The organism is Bacillus sp. DC4300-2b2 (assembly GCF_049895685.1).
Classification (GTDB): domain Bacteria; phylum Bacillota; class Bacilli; order Bacillales; family Bacillaceae; genus Bacillus; species Bacillus safensis.
On the sequence record NZ_JAFCSW010000002.1, the window covers coordinates 801,152 to 822,967 of the forward strand.

Sequence of the window (21,816 nt, forward strand, 5' to 3'; positions counted from 1 at the left end):
CTTACTTTTGTTTCTGTCTGACAGCTGAGATCAATAGAATGAGGCAGGCAGCCAAAACGAGCAAGAAAAAGAGGGTTAATACGATCTGAGTACCGTAAATATCAGCGAAGAGGCCAACAAACACACTTGGAATACCAAGACCTAAATAAGCAAACAAGTAATAGCCTGCAACGGCTCTAGCCGCCTCTTTTTTCCCCCGCTCAACAATGAGCTGAAGTCCACCTAAATAAGTAAATCCATAGCAGGCAGTACCCGCCAGCATCGTTCCGGCAAGCACAAGGAAGATAGATCCGCTGTTTGCACCGTATAGCAAGACGCCATATCCGCATGGAAGACAGATAAACCCCAAAAGAAGCGCTGTGCTGCTATTCATCTTGCGCACAAAGGTCTGCATCAGGACACCTGCCATATTAATCAAAAAGAGCGCCGGTCCTACCCACAATTCATAACCATTTAATTTAAGCTGTGCTGGCAAAATTGAAATGACAAGGCCGCACACCGACCACGCGATAGCAATGGCTGCATTCGCCGGCATTGTTCCTTTTGGAAATCTTGGCATGTTCATCATCGGTTTACCTGAATCTCCTTGGACAGGCGGCACGAAAAAGAAGACACCCACAATAGTTAAGAATAAAAAGGCCAGCACAATCCAATAGCTAAGCGGCGTGAGCGACACACGCTGAAAAGAAAGAAGTGCCGTAAAAAGAGCACCGCCCCCAAATCCAACCGAACTGCATAATGCAATAAAAGTTGGAATCCAGCTTGATTTCTCAGGATATAAAGCAATCAAATATGCGGTGCATGTTCCAACGCTAAGACCAAGACCGACACCTTGCAGCAGCCGGGCAGCAAAAAGCATCTGTATGGAAGGATGTACAATCATCAACAAAGTGGCACATAACGAAAAGCTAAGCGCAACCAATAAAATCGGTTTGCGTCCAGCCCGGTCAGAAATACCGCCAAGAAAAAGCAAAACTGGAATGAGACCGAAGACATACGCGGCAAATACAAGTGCTGTTGCCGCCTTTCCGTACCCTGCTTGTTCTGCATATTCCGTATAAAGGGGCACTTGCAGATTCACAGCAATCGTAATCATAAAAAGACCAAGTAAAACGAAAATAAACGGGATCATGGATAAGTGTGCCGTTTCTTCTTTGGATGCTGGGATCATTTGACTCTCTCCTCTATGTCATTGCATATGAGAACAGTGTACACACCATTTGGCTTACTTCCTACATCCAAAAACAGCACTATTGACCAGTCCATAATTCCGTGTCATCATCATCTTATGATGTGAAAACGAGAGAAGGTGCACGATGTATATTCATTTAGACCGTTCAAGCGCCACCCCGCTCTGGCAGCAAATCGTAAATGAGATCATTCAAAAAATTCATTCACAAAAACTGCATCCCGACGTTCAGTTAACACCGACAAGAGTGCTCGCACAGGAGCTTAATGTATCAAGATCAACCGTCCAGCTTGCCTACGATGAGCTGCTGGCAAGAGGCTACGTCAGCACATCTAGAAGAGGCGGTACAAAGGTCATTTCAAGTGATCAATATACAGCTTCCACTCCCCATCAAAGTGAACCACCTTTCCCACCTCCGACAAGACCTCACTTTGAAGAAGCCGAAAAACAAATGGATCATTGGCTGTCAGCCAATCAATTTCATGAGAAGCTCGATATTGATTTTCGTCATCAGGAACCGGCGATCGATGACCACTTTCAAAACATATGGAAACGCTCGCTCATGAAAGCATTACAGCGGTTAGATATGAAGAATTGGGGCTATTCCTCCCCGCATGGATTATGGGAAGTGCGTTCAGAAATACGCCAATATTTATCTGTTGAGCGCGGGATTGAAGTAGAAGAAGATCAAATGGTGTTAACAGGTGGCACGCAGCAAGCCATTGATTTGATTTCACAGGTATTGCTTAAAAAAGGGGATACAGTAGCTGTTGAAGATCCAGGTTTTCCTGGGGCAAGGCTGTCGTTTATGCATCGCGAAATGAACATTCACCCCGCACCAGTTGATGAAGAAGGAATGGTGGTGAATACATTGCCCCAGCGAACAAAACTGATTGCTGTGACGCCCTCCCATCAGCGTCCAACTGGTGTATGTATGAGTGTAAATAGAAGGCAGCAGCTGCTAAAGTTTGCTGTCAGCCATCAGTCTTATATATTAGAGGATGATTTTGATGGAGATTATCGTTACCATGGCGGGCCGCTCCCTTCCCTATTTTCAGAAGCACCCGAGCATGTGATTTACATCTTAAGCTTCTCAAAGGTGCTGGCGCCTGGCATCCGTCTTGCTGCCATTATCGGCACCAAAGCAGTTATGAAAGAAATTGCCGCACTGCAATCACTCATTCAAAGACAGCTGCCCATTATGGAACAAATCACACTTGCTTCTTTTTTCAAAGAAGGAGAATTCACCCGGTATGTCAGGCGAATGAGACAGCTATATAAAAAAAGACAGGCGGCCATGATGGAAGCCCTTTTGGCACATCAATTTGACAAACACTTCCGTATCTATGGAACCGATACGGGCCTTCATGTCTTTTTAGAAGGAACACCAGACTTTGATGAAAAAGGAAGCATTGAAGCAGCAAAGGCAGCTGGCGTTGGCATTTATCCATTAAGTCCTTATTGTTTTGAAAGCAATCGAAAAGGATTACTGCTAGGATTCGCCTGTACGGACGAAAGCATGATTCAAGAGGGCGTTCGCCGTTTAAAGAAAATACTTCACATCTAAAAAAGCCTGGAAGTAAACCTTCCAAGCCTTTTTAGGATGATTGCTGAATCTGACCTACTTCTTCAATAAATGCGGCTGTCTGCTGCAAGCCATCCTGAAAATGATGGGTAGCGGATATAAACAGCTTTTCTTGATCGGGATGCTTCAAGAGCTTCTCCACCTTACTAACCCCTTTTTCAAATGAAGCCAGACCTGTCTTTAATTGTTGATCTGCCTTTTGATAAGCGGCTGGAACTTCTTGATGATCAAGCCCTTTTTGAATCACACGATCAAATGCTTTCGTCGCTTCTGTCAATTTTTTATTTGTTTGAATTTTTCCATGTCCATCTGAGATAAACTGATCGGTCATCTTTTCATAAGATTCATTTAACTCATCCATATAAGACTGAACCCATTGTTCATAAGCAGCTTCTTTTGCGTCTTGTTTTGAAGGCGATTGACCTGCTTGCTGACAGGCTGCTAGTAATGTCACTGTTAGGATAAATAGCAGCACCAAATGTGATTGTTTTTTCATACAGAGCCTCCATTTCTTCATCCCATTCGTTCATATCGGTCAAATATAAGCATCCTTTACTACATAAAAATACTTCGCAAGAATTGATTTCTTTTATTGTAACAGACAAGCTCGTGTCACTTCTGTGATTTATGAGTAAATGGATGAAAATACGTCTAAGGATTCACATTTCCCTGTCATTTCCCAATACAACCAATAGACGACGAGACATACGTATTTGGTTTCAATGAATTCATCTTTATGATGTATGTCCCCCTTTTTGCATTGCATGAAGTCCATATTAGTTAAGAGTTCCAGCGGCTGCTCTGCCGCTGGTTTTTGATTAATATCTGTTACGAAGCTCCCTTAATATAAAATCGTATACGAGATTGAGCTGCTGTTCCTTTGGATACAGCATAAATTCTTGTTTCTTAGGCAGACCTCCATCAAGACGATCTTGAAATTTCGTTCGGAGATATGCTGTCCGGTGCACCTGACTCTCAAATGATTTATAAGAGACATCAAGTTTGACGGTTTGCTCATTTGTAAAGGTGACCACCGTGTCTCCGAGGGATGATTCCTGGAAGGTATGAATGTATTTGTGAGAGATCCAGCCGCACTGAGGACGGTTGGATGAATAGGTTGGGAAGAAATACAGATGGTTGGATGAGTCAATTACAATTGGAGGCTTATGAGATATTCCTGTTACTTCATATGTTCCCGCCTTTCTGCCTGCATAGCTTGAGCCGAAGAATCTGCAGCTGCGTTCAATAATTTGCAGGGGCTTTAATTCAACGTAAAAGCTTGTCTCTCTTTCTATGACTTTTGAATATACTCTTTTTCCTTCTTCAACTGAAAGGACCGCCATTGTTGTTTGATTAATGACGTATGAATCTAGAGGTGTTTCACTAATTCCTGACACTTCATTTCCTCCTGTGTTAATATTTGGTTATTTAAGATACTATTAATCTATCACCAACATATAAGAAACGACAGGATTTTTTCAAAATTTATTAAAAATCATCTTTTTATCATATTTTTTAGTCCATTCGATCTATCGAAAAGCTTTTTTTAAAGATATATCACATACTGTCGATTGGACAAGTGATGTCGATTCTGCTCAAAAATAAATTGTCTAAAAATTATAAATTCTTGTTGATTTTTTCTCCGCCAATCCATATACTATAAAAAAGGCATCGGGGGGATTCTTTATGAAAGAGAAAAAAACGTATGCTGAGCTCATGAAGTCCCGCAACACCCAAAAAACCGAAGAAAACGGCGTCACCATTTTAGACATCTATATTCAAATGGTTTTAGATGAGGCGCTTTATAAACAGCGCTTAACCTTCCTAAGAGAAGAGATTGATAAGGCACTGGATCAGCGTGATGAAAAGCGATTCAATGACTTGTCAGCTCAATATGCAGAACACTGCTTACATCAATCATGATGATTTTACTTGCGGCAGAGAGACAGCAACTTGTCTCTTTACCGCAAGTTTTTTGTTTATCCATTTAAAATGGTTCCACCATTCACATGGAGCATTTGTCCATTCATATAAGATGAATCTTCACTTGCTAAAAATAAATAACTCGGTGCAAGCTCTACTGGCTCACCAGGACGCTCCATTGGGACATTTCCACCAAATTCAGAGACTTCTTTTTCCGTAAAGGTTGATGGAATCAGCGGTGTCCAAATGGGACCCGGTGCTACCCCATTCACTCTAATCCCTTGTTTAATGAGCGATAAGGATAATGATCTCGTAAATGTCACGACCGCCCCTTTTGTAGATGAATAATCGATCAATGTTTCATGCCCTTTATAGGCGGTGACAGATGCTGTATTAATAATACTGCTTCCTTTTTTTAAATGAGGAAGAACAGCCTTTGTTAAATAAAACATCGCAAAAATATTCGTTTGAAATGTCCGAAGAAGCTGATGCGAGGTAATTTGCTCAATGCTTTTTTGCGGGTGCTGTTCCCCGGCGTTATTCACCAAAATATCAATGGAACCAAACGCATCTTTTGTTTTTTTGACAACCTCATTTGAAAAAGCCTCATCCCCTAAATCACCTGCAATTAAGATGACACGGCCTCCCGCTTTCTCAATATAGTCCTTCGTCTCCTCGGCATCGCGATGTTCACTTAGGTACACAATAGCGACATTGGCACCTTCCTTCGCAAATAAGACAGAGACTGCTCTTCCAATCCCGCTGTCTCCACCTGTCACAATGGCTGTTTTTCCTGCTAACTTTTTGTTCTGCACCTCACGATCAAAGACAGGTCTAGGGTTCATTTTATATTCAAGACCCGGCCGTTCATTTTGGTGCTGAGGCGGCAATGTTTTCTTCGGCTGCTTTGTTGACACGTTAGTCCACTCCTTCCTTTTATCTTGTTTATTTTTATGTGCTGGCTCCTTTTTTATGTATGACGCCCTTGTTTCATTACAGATGTATGATTTTCATCATTGTGGAAAAATTATACACAACAAGTTAAGTGGAGGCGACAACATGGAACAAGAACATAAAGGAATGGAAGAGACTAAATCATTATGGCTGTCGGACAGCCGGAAACATTCTTTTCCTTCTGTCAATGAAGATCTCACAGCAGATGTGATCATTGTCGGCGGCGGTATTACCGGTATCGCTGCGGCGTTTGAAATGACAGAGCGAGGATTAGATGTGATCATCATTGATGCCGATCAATTGCTGCAAGGCACGACCGGACACACAACGGCTAAAATCACCTCACAGCATGATGTATACTACCATGAGCTGATTCAACAAATTGGCATGCCAAAAGCACGTTTGTATGTAGAAGCAAACGAAAAAGCAAAAGACCTCATCCAAGCTCGTATCAAAGAGTACGACATCAATTGTCAGCTAGAGATAAAAGATGCGTACCTTTATACAAAGGAAGAAAGCGGTGTAAAAAAGTTAAAGAAGGAATTAGATGCCTACAAACAGCTTGGTATTGACCGGGAATGGAAAACAAAGCTTCCTTTTGACGCTGACATCAAAGCAGCCCTTGCGATGACGAATCAGGCTCAGTTTCATCCCCTTCATTATCTCAATGCGCTAATCGACAAGCTCCTAGAGCGAGGTGTACGTATCTTTGAACAAACAACCGCTGTTGATGTAAAAGAAGGGAACCGGCCTGCTGTCGTTACAAAAAGTGGACATCATCTGACAGGGCGCTATGTCATTTCATGCTCACACTTTCCTTTTTATGATGGGAAAGGACTTTACTTCACCCGAATTCATCCAGAGCAATCCTATGTCGTAGCAGCTAAAACAACCAAACCGCTCCCTGATGGAATGTACTTAGGAATTGACCAGCCTGCTCACTCTTTAAGAACGGCAGAATGGCACGGTGAAGAAGTTGTCCTCATTGGAGGAGAAGGCCATAAAACAGGACAAGGCGGAGATGAATCCGCTCACTATGAAGGACTAGAAACGTTTGGAGACGCCACCCTTGGAATAGAAGAAGTGCTGTATCGCTGGTCGACACACGATATGGTCACAATGGATCAAATCCCTTACATTGGCCGCCTGACCAAACACCACCAAAATATCTTTGTAGCGACCGGCTTTAGAAAATGGGGCATGACCACAAGCCACGCGGCAGCTACTCTTATCGGTGATTTAATTGAAGGAAAATCGAATCCATACGAATCAATTTTTACACCATCAAGACCTGTTACTGACTCTTTCGTCAAAGATTTCGTAAAGGAAAATACCAATGTCGCTGCCAAGCTGATCAGTGGTAAATTCAAACGAACTGATCAAACAATTGATGATTTAAAACCAGGCGAGGGCGGCATTATCTCGTATGAACATAAAAAGTGCGGTGCCTATAAATCAGAGGATGGGAATGTCTTTCTTGTCGATACAACGTGTACTCACCTAGGCTGCGAAGTCGCTTGGAATAATAGTGACCGTACTTGGGATTGCCCGTGTCACGGTTCACGTTTTTCTATTACTGGAGAAGTAGTAGAAGGCCCTGCTAAAAAACCACTAAAAAGGTCATATGCAGAACAGTAAAATTTCACTCGTTCCCCTTTAAAAAATCCAATATTATCCGATAAAAAACATAAAGTCTGATATTTGTGATGATTATGGGGGGACAAACACATTGTTATTTAAAAAAGAGTCGAAAAGAAAAAACACTGCTTTTTTCACACAGCAGGATGATGGGATAAAACGCATCAATTTCTCGAACAGTACGGACATCGCTAAACAAATCAAAATGATCGACCTGACGCAGCATGACCTATTGATATTAAAGCAGCTCAATCCAATTGTTCAGGATGATATTGCACATATTGTTGATAAGTTTTATAAAAATTTAGAAGTCGAGTCTTCCTTGATGCATATCATTCAAGACAATAGTTCTGTCGATCGTTTGAAAAAAACACTCCGCATTCATATTAGCGAAATGTTTGCAGGTGTGATTGACGAAAACTATGTAGCAAAACGCATTAAAATTGCCCAAGTTCATTTACGGATTGGACTCCAGCCCAAATGGTACATGGCCGCATTCCAAGACCTTCTGCTATCAATTATGGATTTATTCGCTAACCATATCCAAGATTTCAAAGAATATCAGACAGCAGTGAAAGCGACGACGAAAATTTTAAATTTAGAGCAGCAGCTTGTCCTAGATACATTCCAAAATGAATATTCTAAAATTCGTGATGAAGCAGAAGAGCAGCAGCAGGAGCTTCATACAAAAATCACGGAAACGTCAAATTCGCTTGCTTCACTCTTCTCAAACACAACAAGTGCAGTTGACAAGCTTGTCTCAAAATCGGATGAGATGGCGGACATGTCACAAGCTGGAACACAAATTTCAGCACAGGTCGAAGAAAAATCAATCGGCGGTAAAAAAGAATTAGAAATTCAGCAAACACAAATGAATCAAATTGATGGCAGTATGACAAAGATTGAAACAGAAATTAAACGCCTTGAAGAAATCGCTAAACAAATTGAACAAATCTTTGGGATTGTCACAGGCATTGCAGAGCAGACGAACTTGTTATCTTTAAATGCCTCAATCGAATCTGCACGAGCAGGTGAACACGGAAAAGGCTTTGCTGTCGTTGCAAACGAGGTCCGCAAATTATCAGAGGACACCAAGAAAACGGTTTCAACTGTATCTGAACTCGTTAACAATACCAATTCACAAATCGCCATTGTGTCTCAGCATATTGCGGACGTGAATTTACTTGTGACAGACAGTAAAGAAAAAATGACACAAATCAATTCACTCTTTGATGATATCGTCAGCAGCATGAACTTAAGCAAAAACCAAAACGGAAAAATTGAAATTGATCTTCAGACCTTCCTTAACGAATTGAAGGAGGTCAAACAAACGGTGTCTCAAGTCGCAAGCTCCGTCGAATCCTTAACTAGCCTGACAAATCGCTAATACAGCCTTTTTTCTTCTGCTTTAGTATAATAGAAGAAAAGATAGAAAAGGCGGGATTTGATTGACAACAATTTGCCTAGTCAGACACGGGGAAACCGATTGGAATGCAGCGAAACGAATTCAAGGACGGACAGACATCCCTTTAAACGACACAGGTAAATGGCAGGCTGAACAAACTGGACTTTACTTAAAGGATGTCCATTGGGATGTTGTCATTTCCAGTCCACTAACAAGAGCAAAAGAAACGGCACACTTGATTTTAAATCATGTCCATGCCCCACTTGTCATCATGGATGATTTCATTGAACGAGATTACGGTGACGCTGAAGGCTTGTCATTTGAGGAGCGTCAAAAGCTGTTTCCAGATAAACAATATCCAAATATGGAACCACTTGAGACGATTCAAAACCGAATGTTAGAAGGTATTGAGAAAGTCAGAGCCGCCTATCCAGATCAACATGTCCTGATCGTGGCTCACGGCGCTGCTATCCATGCTTTACTCACCACTTTGGCTGATGAACATATGGGTCTACAGAACACGAGACTTGTCAATGCTTGCTTAAATTATGTGGAATGGACAGATGGTAAATGGAAGGTTCGTGATTACAACGTGGTCAGTCATTTAACTCAATCCACCCCTTCCTAAAGAGCCTGTTATCTTAGCAGGTTCTTTTTTATGACAAAAACAATGATAAAATAATATTTTTTTATATCGAAATTCGAAATAGATGCTAGACGATTCTACCTATTTTATGGCTTTTCGGGTATCGAATATTTAACCGGAAATGAATCATGAGAAAAAAAGCACACTTCCTTTTTAATAGATGATCGCTGAAATGATAGAATAAACATAATTTACCATCAATTCCAAGTGACTTAATTCCCCAATTTTCGCTAGGACTTTCACAAAAATTCAGGTCTACTCTTATTTGCCTACTTCCCTTAAACTGAATATACAGAATAATCAAACGGATCATTCTTATAGACTACGGATGATTATTCTGAAATAAGAAAAAAGGGATGTGGAATGTGCGTGAAAAAGAAAAATGTGATGACAAGTGTTTTATTGGCTGTCCCCCTTCTGTTTTCAGCTGGGTTTGGAGGAACCATGGCAAATGCCGAGACGGTCTCCAAAACAGATAGTGAAAAAAGCTATATTGTTGGTTTTAAAGCCTCTGCCACCACAAACAGCTCTAAGAAACAAGCTGTCATTCAAAATGGTGGAAAACTAGAAAAACAATACCGCCTCATTAATGCTGCACAAGTGAAAATGTCTGAACAAGCCGCCAAAAAACTTGAACATGACCCTAGCATTGCTTACGTAGAAGAAGACCATAAAGCAGAAGCATATGCACAAACCGTTCCTTATGGAATCCCTCAAATCAAAGCTCCAGCTGTACACGCTCAAGGTTATAAAGGTGCTAATGTCAAAGTAGCCGTCCTTGATACTGGAATCCACGCTGCACACCCTGACTTAAATGTTGCAGGCGGTGCGAGCTTCGTCCCTTCAGAGCCAAATGCCACCCAAGACTTTCAATCACATGGAACTCACGTAGCTGGAACCATTGCTGCCCTTGATAACACAATTGGTGTTCTTGGGGTTGCTCCAAACGCTTCCCTATATGCTGTGAAAGTATTAGACCGTAATGGTGACGGACAATACAGCTGGATTATTAGCGGTATTGAATGGGCTGTAGCTAATAATATGGATGTCATCAATATGAGCTTAGGCGGACCAAGCGGTTCAACAGCGCTTAAAAATGCCGTGGATACAGCGAATAACCGTGGAGTCGTTGTTGTGGCGGCCGCAGGTAATTCTGGCTCTAGTGGCTCTAGAAGTACAGTTGGCTATCCAGCAAAATACGATTCTACAATTGCCGTTGCCAATGTAAACAGTAACAATGTCAGAAACTCATCTTCTAGCGCAGGTCCTGAATTAGATGTTTCTGCACCTGGTACTTCTATTTTAAGTACAGTCCCAAGCAGCGGATACACATCTTATACTGGAACATCTATGGCGTCTCCTCATGTAGCAGGAGCAGCAGCGCTTATTCTTTCTAAAAACCCGAATCTAACAAATTCACAGGTTCGCCAGCGCTTAGAAAATACAGCAACACCGCTTGGTGACTCATTCTATTACGGAAAAGGGTTAATCAACGTTCAAGCGGCTTCTAACTAACCAAGTGTGATAAAAAAATCCGGCTGAATAAGCCGGATTTTATTTATTACTGCTTTTTAGGCGTTTTCTCTTTTTCCGCTGCATTTTCCATATCCATGATTCGCTCCATCATGGTCGGGTGTCCATAACGAAAAATCTTCACTAGAAACGGCGGATTCACCTGAGACAGCCCTGATTTTGCAAGCTTTTGAAAAGACGTTACGCCTGCCTCCCCGTCTTTTGTCATATTCACCGCATATTCGTCGGCTGCCCGTTCTTGATGCCTTGACACTGCATTTGTAAAAGGTGAAGCTGCAAATGACAGCATGGATACGATGATTAAAAGAAGCGGAAGAGCAGCAATGTCGTGTGACACCTTGAGCCGAAATGTGGCTGCTCCTTTTTGATAAAGATAAAAATAAAGACGGTCAATCGCAAAAAATCCGGCCAGTGACAGCACTAGATATCCTGCTAATCCAATATAGACATGTTTCATGACGTAATGTCCCATTTCATGCGCCATGATAAATAAAATTTCGCGGTCTTTCAGCTTTTGCAGTGTTGTGTCCCATAAAACAATACGCTTATTTTCACCAATTCCTGTAACATAAGCGTTCATCGTGTTCGTTTTCTCAGACATATTGACCTCATATACATGATCTGCTGGAATATGCGCTTTGTCTGCCAGCGTTAATATCTTCTTCTCAAGAGCTTGATCCTTTAGTGGATAAAAATTGTTATATAACGGATCAATGACGACCGGCTGTATAAAGAAGAGAAAAAGCGTGACTGGGACTGTCAAACACCACGCATAAAGCCACCAGCGCTTTCTTCTTTTTTGAATCAGCCAAAAGAACACAATAGCACAAAGAGCAAGGAGCGGATATTGAATCCAAAAATCCAGTGTTTGATCTTTCAACCAGCTTGCCGTACTTTGTGCAGATACTCCGTAGTGCAAAGACAGCTGATAGCCAATCCACTTAATTGGCAATGAAATGATCATTGTTAGAAGTGACAGCACAAACACATACACAAGTTTGCTTAAAAACTTGGAACGAGCTGCTGCCAAGCTCCAGTCTGCTATTTTCCGTGAAAATCCTGAAATGAGCAAAAGGAAAAAGACATACCAATCTAATGGGATGGTTATGAAATAAAGCAGGTTCCGTATGTTCGAGAAATTCTCGCTGATCACAAGCTCATGACTTGTCATAAAAGTATGCGGATCTGCACTTGTCCCTTTTACACTTTCAGGTACCGATGAATCTCCCATTAGAAACAAATACGAATAAATAAAAAGACCGTACAATATGTATGCTACCGTTGCAAGAGCTACCCATTTACGTACTCGCACAGGTCAGCCTCCTTTCCATCCCTCTCTCTATTCTAATCACTCTTTTTTTCGTTTAGAACCTGTCTCGTGTGGCTCCATCATAGCATGCCCCATCTGAAAAAGCTTTCGCGAAAAAAATGATTATGCGACTCAAAAATCGGAGAAGCTACATGTAAAACAGTAAGTTGGAGGATCAAAATGAAGAAAATCCTTGCAGGAGTTGTGATTTTTGGACTTTTATTAATCACCTTCTTTTATGTGTTCAGCCGGACGAGCGAAATCTTTGACGAGAATCGAGCAGAAAAATTGCTGCTCTCACCTGCGAATGAATCCATCTCTTATGAAATAGATGATAAGGACACAGTAGAAGATTTAATTGAAGAATTAAATAAAGGCAAACAAACAAGCAATCATCTCAAGAAAAATTTAAAAAAGCCCGATTATATCGCCAAGGTGATGTTCGGACGAACAAACGGCACCACCTTCCAGCTTTGGACCAAACGATCACAGGTCGTTTTTTTAGTTGATGGAACATTTTATGAACTGAATCAAAAACAGTCGAATTCTTTTCAGAGACAGTTAAAAGAAGCCATTCAAAAAAGCTAAAATGATCTTTGAGAGAAAACCTTGAATTGCGAGAATTTGTCTACATGCTAAGGGAGTCTCCTCATCAGAGACTCCCTTTTTTATTTACTTTCTTCTGCTTGATACTTTTCCTTTAGCGCTCTTCTTAAAATTTTACCTGTTGTGTTTTTAGGAATATCATCTATGAAATGGATCGTTTGGGGCTGCTTATATTTCGCTAAATAGCGCGAACAATGTGTGATGATGTCTTCTTGATTGATGTGAGCATGTTTCTTAGGGGAAATGTAACAGACGACTGCCTCTCCTGTGTTTGGGTCTGGCACACCGATGACAACGGCTTCTGCTACAGCTTCATGTTGATAAAGCACTTCTTCTACTTCTCTTGGATAAACATTATAACCGCCAACAAGAATCATATCCTTTTTCCGGTCGACAATATAAATATATCCTTCCTCATCTCTTCTCGCCAAATCGCCAGTATACAGCCAGCCGTCTCTTAGTGCAGCTTCCGTATCTTCTGGCATTTGATAATAGCCTTTCATGATGTTTGGCCCTTTTGCTATCAGCTCTCCGACTTCATTTGGACCGACTTCTTCTCCTAGTTCATTCACAATTTTATTCTTCACATTCATAATGTCAGTCCCGACAGAGCCCGGTTTTCTTTTTCCGTCAAGAGGATTGAATGCAGTCACTGGAGATGCCTCTGATAACCCATAGCCCTCAAGGACCGTAACACCAAATTTTTTCTCAAAGCCATGGAGTAAGGAAACAGGCATTGCGGCACCGCCTGATATACATATTCTCACTGATGCCATCGCTTCATCATGCCCCTCCTGATGGTACAAATAGTTATACATAGTAGGAACACCAACAAATAGCGTTGGCTTCTCTTTTTCCATCATGCGCAAAAGTTCTGACGGGCTGAAATGCGGCAAGACATAAATTGTCGCACCATGAATCAACGGCGCATTCATACAGACTGTTAAACAAAATACATGAAACATTGGCAAAGCGGCAATGACCTTGTCCTTTTTATCAATCGATAAATACTCAGCGACATCTCTGGCATTTGAATAAAGGTTAAAATGAGTCAGCATTGCACCTTTTGGTTTTCCTGTCGTGCCAGATGTAAATAAAATAACAGCGGTATCATCTGGCTGAACGGAAGGATGTACATTCTTATTCGCAGCACGAGACACAAGCTTTCCAAAGAAAACAAGTCGATCAGCTACTTCCTTGAAGCTTGATCTGCACGCCGATTCATTTTCTGCACAAATAATGACTCTCTCAATGGACGGAAGCTGCTCATACACCTGCTCATAAACTGGCAGAAGCTGTTCAGGCGCAACAATACCTTTTACATCGCCTGTGATGAGCATATATCCAATTTCACTAGGTGTGTATGTTGGATTAATAGGTACAACGACAAGCCCTGCCTTTAATGCACCAAAAAAAGAAATGACAAAATGCGGTGAATTTCCTAAAATAAGCGCGATATGATCCCCAGCTTGAAACCCTTCGTTGACTAATCCATCTGCAAAACGCTCGATACTTGTCATCAGCTCTCGATAGGTCCACTTCTTGCCTTCAAAGATCAGTGCGATATTTTCTCCCTTTGTCATCGCCGTCTGCTGAAGATTTTTGATCAAATCCATTCTCCCACTCCTTACATGTCATCAATGAATGAATGACCATTCATTTTATGGCCGAACATTCCTCCTTTCTATTATAATAGACAATTGAAAAAATCCACAAGATCAAATGTAAATCGCTTTCATTTTCTTCAATCAAAAAAGCACCGCTATCTCTAGCCGTGCTTTCCCGCCATTAATAAATCAAATCAAGAAAATCCTCTTTTGATACGTTGCCGAAATAGTGACGCATATCCATATCTTCTAAGACGTCGCTGATCGTTTTACGATCATATTGCTGTCCAATGAGCCGCTTCTCAATATCGGCAATATCCCCTACGCCAAAGAAATCACCAAAGATCTTGCAATCCTGGATCATCCCTTTTTTTACTTCTAATCGCAAATCAATGGAGCCTGCAGGGAATCTCTTAGAATGCTGTAAATTAAATTTCGGTGAACGGCCATAGTTCCATTCCCATTTTTGATAGCGATCTCGGGAAATCTCGTGAATCTTTTCCCAATCCTTCTCGGTCAGGCGATATTGAGGCACGTCCCCATTTGTATCAAAAATGTAGCTTAAAAGAATTTTTCTAAACTCTTCTGTTGTCATTTTTTGATCCATCAGTTCACTGATATTGGCAACCCTGCTTCTAATCGATTTGATGCCTTTTGATTCAATCTTTTCTTTTTTCACATTTAAAGCCGAAACGACATGTTCAATTTCTGAATCAAATAGCAGCGTGCCATGGCTGAAAATACGTCCTCTTGTTGCGAACTGGGCATTTCCAGAAATTTTACGACCATCTGCCATGATGTCATTTCTTCCGCTCAATTCAGCTTTAACGCCCAGTTTTTCAAGCGCTTTGATGACCGGCTCTGTGAACTTTTTAAAGTTATGGAAGCTGTCCCCATCATCTTTTGTGATAAAGCTGAAGTTTAAGTTTCCTTTGTCATGGTAAACTGCACCACCGCCGGATAAGCGGCGCACGACTTTGATTCCGTTGTCTTCCACGTATTTCGTGTTGATTTCTTCTATTGTATTTTGGTTCTTTCCAATAATGATTGACGGCTGATTGATGTAAAACAGCAAATACGTTTCTTCTGGATCTAAATATTTTAAGCAATATTCTTCAATTGCCAAATTAATCATTGGATCATAATGTTGTTCGTTATCGATAAACAGCATCTCTATCTTCCTTCCTTGTTCCATCTAAGCCCTGAATGGGCAAGCTGTATATTGCCAGTATATAACGCCTGTGCTTCATTGACTAGGTCTTTATGACGACCAAAATGGGGCAGATGGGTGATGATGAGTTCCCCAACATTTGCTTCCTTTGCAATCTTCCCTACTTCTGTACTGTTCATATGTCCAGCACCTGATCCATCCTGTCCAGCGTAAAAATTACTTTCGGCAATGAGCAGATCTGCCCCCTTGCTAAATGGAATAAATGCGTCCTGATAGCTTGAGTCTGCTGTATATACGACAACAGCATCCTCTGCCTGAATTCTCATAGCATAGCATTCTGCCGGATGAACCGTTTTCAAAAAATTAATTTGAAATGGTCCAAGTTGAATCCCTTCTTCTGGCTGATAAGGCTTTGCCTTTGTATGTACATCATCAGAAATCCGTCCAAACACTTCTTGATCACCAGTATGTCCATAGATCGGAAGCGGGCCGCTGCTTTTTCCTAAATGATATCCCACTAGCTTCGCATATTGGAGTGGTCCGATATCTGCAATATGATCGTGGTGATAATGAGAAAGGAGAACAGCATCTAATTCTTCTATATCAATGTATTGCTGAAGCTTTGAAAGAACACCGCTTCCGCAATCTACAAGAAGACGAAAATCGTTTGATTCAAAAAGGTAGCCTGATGTCGCTTCACCTGCTGCCGGAAACCCTCCATAGCATCCAATTACGGTTAATTTCATCGTCATTTTTCCCTCCTTTTCTAAAAATCCCCTTCTTACAATATACCCATTTTTCATGGAAAAAGCATTCTTCTTGCCTATTGTTACAAAACAGATTGACAATTATTAATCTGTTATAATACAATGATAGCAACAAAACGTATTGGAGGATGACAAATGCTAGGAAAAATCACAGAGTTTTTTAGAAATTTGCCCTCAAAGAAATGCACAAAATGTGGAAATGATTTAATGGAACAGCACGAGTGTTACGGTAATGAATGTGAGGAATGCTCACAAGTAAGTTATCTTAAATAAGGAAATAAATTGAATAAAAAAGCACTTTTTCCCTCCTCAGTCAGTTGGAGTCAAAAGTGCTTTTTATTTTTTCTGAAAAATAGGTAAAAAGGTAAAACCCTTGTCACAAAAGGGTTTTTTAGTATTTTTATATGATGAGTTTTAGTTCTGAAGACACTTTTTATTGACTAAAAACAATGAAGGAGGTTCTAAATGTCTATTTTTTCTAACAATTTTGTATTTTCTTAATATAATTTTATCGTGGACGAACCTCTTTAATTTTAGTTATACTTTAATTCATATATTAAAACTTAATATGATGGGAATATTCCTTTAATGAATATGTTAGGGAGGAAATCTATGAAAAAATTAAAATTTGGATTGGCTACTCAAATCCTAATCGGTCTTATTCTCGGTGTCGTTGTTGGGGCAATCTTTTTCGGTAACCCGGGTGTCGAGACATACTTAAAACCAATTGGAGACTTCTTCTTAAGGCTCATCAAGATGATTGTCATACCAATTGTCGTATCCAGCTTAATTTTAGGTGTTGCAGGTGCGGGTGATGGTAAAAAAGTAGGGAAACTAGGTTTTAGAACCATTCTTTATTTTGAAATTATCACAACATTTGCGATTATCCTTGGCCTTGTCCTAGCAAACTTTGTACAGCCTGGTGCAGGCGTTGACTTTGGACATGCGGAAAAACAAGATATTAGCCAGTATGTTGAAACGGAAAAAGAGCAAAGCAGCAAATCAGTTGCTGATACGTTCCTTCATATCGTTCCAACGAACTTCTTCCAATCATTGGCGGAAGGTGATTTGCTTGCGATTATTTTCTTCACTGTGCTATTTGCACTTGGCGTTTCAGCCATTGGTGAACGCGGTAAACCAGTGCTCGCCTTCTTCGAAGGTGTATCACATGCCATGTTCCATGTCGTCAATGTTGTGATGAAAGCTGCACCATTTGGTGTATTCGCACTCATTGGTGTGACCGTATCAAAATTTGGTCTTGAATCTCTTATTTCATTAGGTAAGCTTGTAGGTCTTGTTTATTTTGCGCTTGCTCTCTTCCTTATCGTTGTATTCGGAATTATCGGAAAGATGATTGGCGTCAATATTTTCAGATTTCTTGCTTACATGAAAGACGAAATGCTTCTTGCCTTTAGTACATCCAGCTCTGAAACAGTTTTACCAAGAGTCATGGATAAAATGGAGCGCATCGGATGTCCAAAAGGAATTGTTTCGTTTGTTATCCCAATCGGTTATACATTTAACCTGGACGGCTCCGTCTTGTATCAAGCCATTGCTGCGCTTTTCCTCGCACAGGTATATGGCATTGACCTCACGATCGTCCAGCAGCTAACACTTGTTCTTGTACTGATGGTAACATCTAAAGGAATGGCTGCCGTTCCTGGTACTTCATTTGTTGTATTACTCGCGACATTAGGAACGATCGGTGTACCTGCTGAAGGTCTTGCCTTTATTGCAGGTGTGGACCGTATCATGGATATGGCGCGGACTGTTGTGAACTTAACAGGAAATGCACTTGCAGCTGTTGTGATGTCTAAATGGGAAGGGCAGTATGACCCTGAAAAAGGACATCGCGTAATGACAGGACAAGATGTACCTGAGCCAACACAGCTTTCAAGCTAATGAAAAAGAACCCCAACTTTTGGGGTTCTTTTTTTATGCTGTGATTAATGGTGATTGAACATAGTGATAAAGAAGATCTGCTGTATGGACAAGTGAATCTTCATGTGTTCTTTCAAAGGCATGCGAGGAATCTATACCAGGACCAATCAGTCCATGAATGATATCATACCCTGCTCTAATGGCTGCTGATGCATCAGACCCGTAATAAGGGTAAATATCAAGGCGGTAATCAATGTTGTGCTCTTCTGCTAATGCAGCTAAATGCTTACGTAATCCATAGTGATAAGGGCCGCTCGAATCCTTTACACAAATCGATACACTGTATTCATCTGTTGATTGACCGTCACCAATCGCACCCATATCTACAGCTAGATATTCCACTGTTTCTTCTGGAATATTCGAGTTGCCGCCGTAGCCAATCTCTTCATTATTGGAAATTAAGAAGTGCGTGGTATGAGGCAATATGATCTTTTCCTTTTGAATCCGGTGGATAAGCCGCAAAAGTAGCGCTACACTTGCCTTATCATCAAGATGTCTTGATTTAATAAAACCTGAAGACGTCACTTCCACTCTCGGATCAAATGAGATAAAGTCCCCTACTTGAATGCCAAGTGCTTTGACATCGTCTGCATTTTTCACCTTTTCATCGAGACGAATCTCCATATTTTCTTGGTTTCGTTTCGCTTTTCCAGCATCCGCATAGACGTGCACGGATGTTTGATGCATAAGAATAGTACCTGTGTATGTATGACCTGATGCTGTTTCAATTTCACAATATTCGCCTTCAATTGAGTTATACTGAAAACCTCCAATAAGTGCAAGACGAAGCCGTCCATTTGATTTAATTTCCTTAACCATCGCACCGAGCGTATCGACATGCGCTGTCAGCATGCGGTGTTCTTTGTCATCTGTTCCTTTAATGGTGGCAATTAAACCGCCTTTTCGATTTCGTTTTGTCTCAATGTTTAAATCTTGTAAAAAACGTTCAACAAAGCCGATCACTTTTTCTGTATTTCCTGATGGACTTGGGATTGTTACAAGCTTTTGAATCAGCTGAACGGTTTCATTTACTTCAGTAGTCATTCGGCATTTCCTCCTTTGTCTGAAAGCAATTCCTTCCATGTATGCCTTTTTCAGCATCTCTTCTTAAAATATATCGCTTCAGGTTCGAGATGTCTAATTTCAAATGAAAAATCCTTCCTCTATTAAAGAGAAAGGATTCATGGATTAAGCTTCGTCCTGTTTCATTTTTCTTACGTTCCAAGCAAAGTATGCTGTTGTTGCCGCCATCATGATGATCGCAACTGTTCCAAGGATCGCTGCTTGGTGCCATAAATAGCTGTCATCACCGCTTGCAATGATCGTTCTAAATCCGTTGATTGTATACGTCATTGGAAGCAGACTATGAATGATTTGGAAGAATTTCGGCACAAGCTCAAGCGGGAATGTACCAGCACTTGCTGCGAGCTGAAGAACCAAGATAATAACGGCAATGAAGCGTCCTGGGTTCCCCATAGTTGTCGCCAGCAGCTGAATGATCGCTAAGAATGTCAGACTGACGATAATCGCAAAGAGATAGAAGCGCCAGAGGCTTTCCACCTCAAGACCAAGCCCAAAGATGAGCATGGAGCTTGCAATGACTGCTTGCAGGATACCGACAAAGAGGAGCACACTATATTTGCTGAAAAACCATTCAAACGCATTTCTAGGGCGTCCAGCAGGGTCTTTCATTGGGAATACAACAGTGAGCATGAGAGCCCCTACAAAGAGTCCCATCGATAAAATATAAGGTGTGAGCCCTGTACCATAATTATCAATCTTTTTCGCTGTATCATTTTCTGTTTTCACGGGACTCGCAATCATATTGTAATTGTCTTGACCCGCATCAATTTCTCCGGTTTCATCAGCAGCACTTTTTAATTTATCAGACAGCTTACCTGTACCACTCTTTAAATCTCCCAAACCTTTATCGAGTGATTTTGAACCTTCAGCAAGCTTAGATGTGTTGCTTTGGATATTTGTTGAACCACTTTCCAGCTTATTTAACGCTGCGCTCAGCTGGCTTGAACCATTTGCAAGCTTATCTGCACCGTTTTTCGCTGTTTCAAGCTTTCCATTTGCTGTTTGCAGACCATCTTGTAATTGGCCTTGACCTGTTTGAAGCTTCAGTGCACCTTGATACAATTTATTCGTACCAGATGTCATTTGATCAATCGCATTTTGTATCGCGACTGTAGATGTGTACAGCTGTTCCGTTTTCTTTGGCAGCTGTTTGACTTGCTGCAGCTGAGCTTTTGCAGAAGCAACCGCAGATTGAACCTCACTAGCATCAGGCAGTTCCTGCAAGGCCGCTAAGCTTTGTTCAAGTCCAGACAGATCAGGCAATTCGATTTTAGGCAGACTATCAAGCTGATCCATTGCCGCCTTTTTCTCTTCATCCGTCATTGAGCTGTTTTGGATGATGCTTTTTACTTTAGCATCTCGATTTGATAACGCTTCTTTTAATGAAGCAAGTTTTGTACTAAGCGTTTTTGCGTCTTTTTTCACCTGATCAAGTTTAGGCGCCATCTTTTCAAGATTCGCTAATTCTGGTGATGACAAGACTTTTTCTACTGCTTCAATTTTTTCTGAAAAAGATTGTGCTTTGTTGTTTAGCTGCTCAATACCCGCTGTAAATTGCGGCATTTTAGAAGCGAGCTGCTGATGGCCTTCACGGCTTGTGTTTAACCCTTCAGTCAATGTATCAATCCCTGTACCAAGCTCTCCAAATTTCTGATCGATGGTTTGATAGCCTGTTAAGAGCTGGCCAATACCGCTGTCAAGAGATTGTATCCCTGTGTTCAGTTCACCCATTTTACCAGCAAACTGATGAACACCTTCGCTATAGGTTAACGTTCCTTCAGCCAATTTTGCTAGATTTTCTTTTAATTTGTTACTTCCATCTTTTGCATTTTTTGTTCCGTCATCAATTTTCTTCGCACCATCGCTTGCTTGATCTAAGCCTTTTGCAATCGTTTTGAAGTTATCAAAAATGACCTCTGCGTAATTTTTTGTGACTTCCTTTGAAACCGAATCTTTTAATTTGATAATGGCATTATTCGCAATTTGTGACGCCGCATAGTTGGCGCCTGGATTCGTATAATATTTCAGATTCGATTTTTTTGGATGTTTATCAAGGACTGTACTTGCATTTTTCGAGAAATCCTTTGGTATTTCCACGACGAGATAATAATCCTCGTTATTTAATCCCTTCACTGCCTTTTCTTCACTATCGACAAAGTTCCATTTGAAATTATCGTTTTTCTTTAATTCCTTCACTAAATCATCGCCGACATGCAGTTTTTTCCCGTCATAATGACTGCCTTCATCCAAGTTGACCACTGCTACAGGCAATTGATCGACTGTACCATATGGATCCCAGTACGCTTTTAAAAATACGCCGCTGTAAATCAGCGGAATAAATAACACAGCGAAAATCGGGATCAGTAGTTTTTTGCTCGTTACAATGTCTTTCCATTGATTCCGAATTAAATTCATTGCTGTTTTCCTCCCATAGATGAATGACTAAATTTAGAATTTGG

19 protein-coding genes and 1 pseudogene are annotated in these 21,816 nt (G+C 40.9%); 10 read left to right on the forward strand and 10 right to left on the reverse strand.

All coding sequences use genetic code 11. From position 1 onward, the window contains the following. Window position 1: 1 nt before the first annotated feature. The gene (locus ACP69X_RS09060; RefSeq protein WP_423359453.1) at window positions 2–1,171 is read right to left on the reverse strand and encodes an MFS transporter; all 1,170 of its coding nucleotides are present in this window, start codon (window positions 1,169–1,171) and stop codon (window positions 2–4) included. Window positions 1,172–1,316: 145 nt separating this feature from the next. Between ACP69X_RS09060 and ACP69X_RS09065 the strand changes: the two genes are divergently transcribed. Continuing rightward, complete coding sequence (locus ACP69X_RS09065; protein ID WP_073979216.1) at window positions 1,317–2,756, forward strand: PLP-dependent aminotransferase family protein; 1,440 nt, start codon at window positions 1,317–1,319, stop codon at window positions 2,754–2,756. Between the two features lie 31 nt (window positions 2,757–2,787). On the opposite strand, the gene ACP69X_RS09070 is transcribed toward ACP69X_RS09065, so the two are convergent. Beyond that, window positions 2,788–3,270, reverse strand: coding sequence for a hypothetical protein (locus ACP69X_RS09070; protein ID WP_039177626.1), 483 nt, complete (start codon window positions 3,268–3,270; stop codon window positions 2,788–2,790). 322 nt (window positions 3,271–3,592) lie between these two features. Further along, on the reverse strand, window positions 3,593–4,171 hold the full coding sequence (locus tag ACP69X_RS09075) for a competence protein ComK (RefSeq protein ID WP_041089706.1): 579 nt from the start codon (window positions 4,169–4,171) through the stop codon (window positions 3,593–3,595). Between the two features lie 289 nt (window positions 4,172–4,460). On the opposite strand from ACP69X_RS09075, the gene ACP69X_RS09080 reads away from it, so the two are divergent. Further along, window positions 4,461–4,697, forward strand: coding sequence for an IDEAL domain-containing protein (locus ACP69X_RS09080; protein WP_008348804.1), 237 nt, complete (start codon window positions 4,461–4,463; stop codon window positions 4,695–4,697). A 56-nt stretch (window positions 4,698–4,753) separates the two neighbouring features. Here the strand turns inward: ACP69X_RS09080 and ACP69X_RS09085 are convergent, their stop codons facing one another. After that, complete coding sequence (locus tag ACP69X_RS09085) at window positions 4,754–5,614, reverse strand: SDR family oxidoreductase (protein ID WP_411242366.1); 861 nt, start codon at window positions 5,612–5,614, stop codon at window positions 4,754–4,756. 142 nt (window positions 5,615–5,756) lie between these two features. Here ACP69X_RS09085 and ACP69X_RS09090 point away from each other — a divergent pair, with 142 nt between their 5' ends. The 5 genes and pseudogenes from ACP69X_RS09090 (at window position 5,757) to ACP69X_RS09110 (ending at window position 10,855) form a co-directional block, all read left to right on the forward strand. Continuing rightward, window positions 5,757–7,289, forward strand: coding sequence for an FAD-dependent oxidoreductase (locus ACP69X_RS09090; protein WP_041089702.1), 1,533 nt, complete (start codon window positions 5,757–5,759; stop codon window positions 7,287–7,289). Between the two features lie 91 nt (window positions 7,290–7,380). Next, window positions 7,381–7,920: pseudogene (locus ACP69X_RS09095) on the forward strand (protoglobin family protein); the annotation flags it as partial. Between the two features lie 240 nt (window positions 7,921–8,160). Continuing rightward, window positions 8,161–8,676 (forward strand): methyl-accepting chemotaxis protein, encoded by a 516-nt coding sequence (locus ACP69X_RS09100; protein WP_394336034.1) that lies wholly within the window; start codon window positions 8,161–8,163, stop codon window positions 8,674–8,676. A gap of 61 nt (window positions 8,677–8,737) precedes the next feature. Beyond that, window positions 8,738–9,322 (forward strand): histidine phosphatase family protein, encoded by a 585-nt coding sequence (locus ACP69X_RS09105; protein ID WP_041089698.1) that lies wholly within the window; start codon window positions 8,738–8,740, stop codon window positions 9,320–9,322. A 387-nt stretch (window positions 9,323–9,709) separates the two neighbouring features. After that, a complete protein-coding gene (locus ACP69X_RS09110) occupies window positions 9,710–10,855 on the forward strand; it encodes a serine alkaline protease SapB (protein WP_041089929.1) in 1,146 nt (381 codons plus the stop codon). Between the two features lie 46 nt (window positions 10,856–10,901). Here the strand turns inward: ACP69X_RS09110 and ACP69X_RS09115 are convergent, their stop codons facing one another. After that, window positions 10,902–12,185 (reverse strand): M48 family metallopeptidase, encoded by a 1,284-nt coding sequence (locus tag ACP69X_RS09115; protein WP_073979220.1) that lies wholly within the window; start codon window positions 12,183–12,185, stop codon window positions 10,902–10,904. A 177-nt stretch (window positions 12,186–12,362) separates the two neighbouring features. Here ACP69X_RS09115 and ACP69X_RS09120 point away from each other — a divergent pair, with 177 nt between their 5' ends. Beyond that, window positions 12,363–12,770, forward strand: coding sequence for a sporulation protein (locus tag ACP69X_RS09120; RefSeq protein WP_426052619.1), 408 nt, complete (start codon window positions 12,363–12,365; stop codon window positions 12,768–12,770). 80 nt (window positions 12,771–12,850) lie between these two features. On the opposite strand, the gene ACP69X_RS09125 is transcribed toward ACP69X_RS09120, so the two are convergent. The 3 genes from ACP69X_RS09125 to ACP69X_RS09135 all read right to left on the reverse strand — a co-directional run bounded on the left by ACP69X_RS09125 (window position 12,851) and on the right by ACP69X_RS09135 (window position 16,312). Further along, window positions 12,851–14,404 carry a fatty acid--CoA ligase family protein gene (locus tag ACP69X_RS09125; RefSeq protein ID WP_041089693.1) on the reverse strand — a complete coding sequence of 518 codons (1,554 nt, stop codon included), beginning with the start codon at window positions 14,402–14,404 and terminating at the stop codon, window positions 12,851–12,853. Window positions 14,405–14,576: 172 nt separating this feature from the next. Then, window positions 14,577–15,566, reverse strand: coding sequence for a lipoate--protein ligase (locus tag ACP69X_RS09130; RefSeq protein WP_024425472.1), 990 nt, complete (start codon window positions 15,564–15,566; stop codon window positions 14,577–14,579). A 2-nt stretch (window positions 15,567–15,568) separates the two neighbouring features. Continuing rightward, entirely contained in the window at window positions 15,569–16,312 is a 744-nt protein-coding gene (locus ACP69X_RS09135) for an MBL fold metallo-hydrolase (protein WP_041089927.1), read from the reverse strand. 156 nt (window positions 16,313–16,468) lie between these two features. Between ACP69X_RS09135 and yhfH the strand changes: the two genes are divergently transcribed. Beyond that, entirely contained in the window at window positions 16,469–16,606 is a 138-nt protein-coding gene (gene yhfH / locus ACP69X_RS09140) for a protein YhfH (RefSeq protein ID WP_008359029.1), read from the forward strand. A 339-nt stretch (window positions 16,607–16,945) separates the two neighbouring features. Next, window positions 16,946–18,235 (forward strand): cation:dicarboxylate symporter family transporter, encoded by a 1,290-nt coding sequence (locus ACP69X_RS09145; protein WP_041089691.1) that lies wholly within the window; start codon window positions 16,946–16,948, stop codon window positions 18,233–18,235. A gap of 33 nt (window positions 18,236–18,268) precedes the next feature. Here the strand turns inward: ACP69X_RS09145 and ACP69X_RS09150 are convergent, their stop codons facing one another. Together ACP69X_RS09150 and ACP69X_RS09155 are read right to left on the reverse strand one after the other, a co-directional pair. Continuing rightward, a complete protein-coding gene (locus ACP69X_RS09150; protein WP_073979222.1) occupies window positions 18,269–19,318 on the reverse strand; it encodes a M42 family metallopeptidase in 1,050 nt (349 codons plus the stop codon). Between the two features lie 144 nt (window positions 19,319–19,462). Continuing rightward, on the reverse strand, window positions 19,463–21,772 hold the full coding sequence (locus tag ACP69X_RS09155) for a YhgE/Pip domain-containing protein (RefSeq protein WP_041089687.1): 2,310 nt from the start codon (window positions 21,770–21,772) through the stop codon (window positions 19,463–19,465). Window positions 21,773–21,816 lie beyond the last annotated feature (44 nt).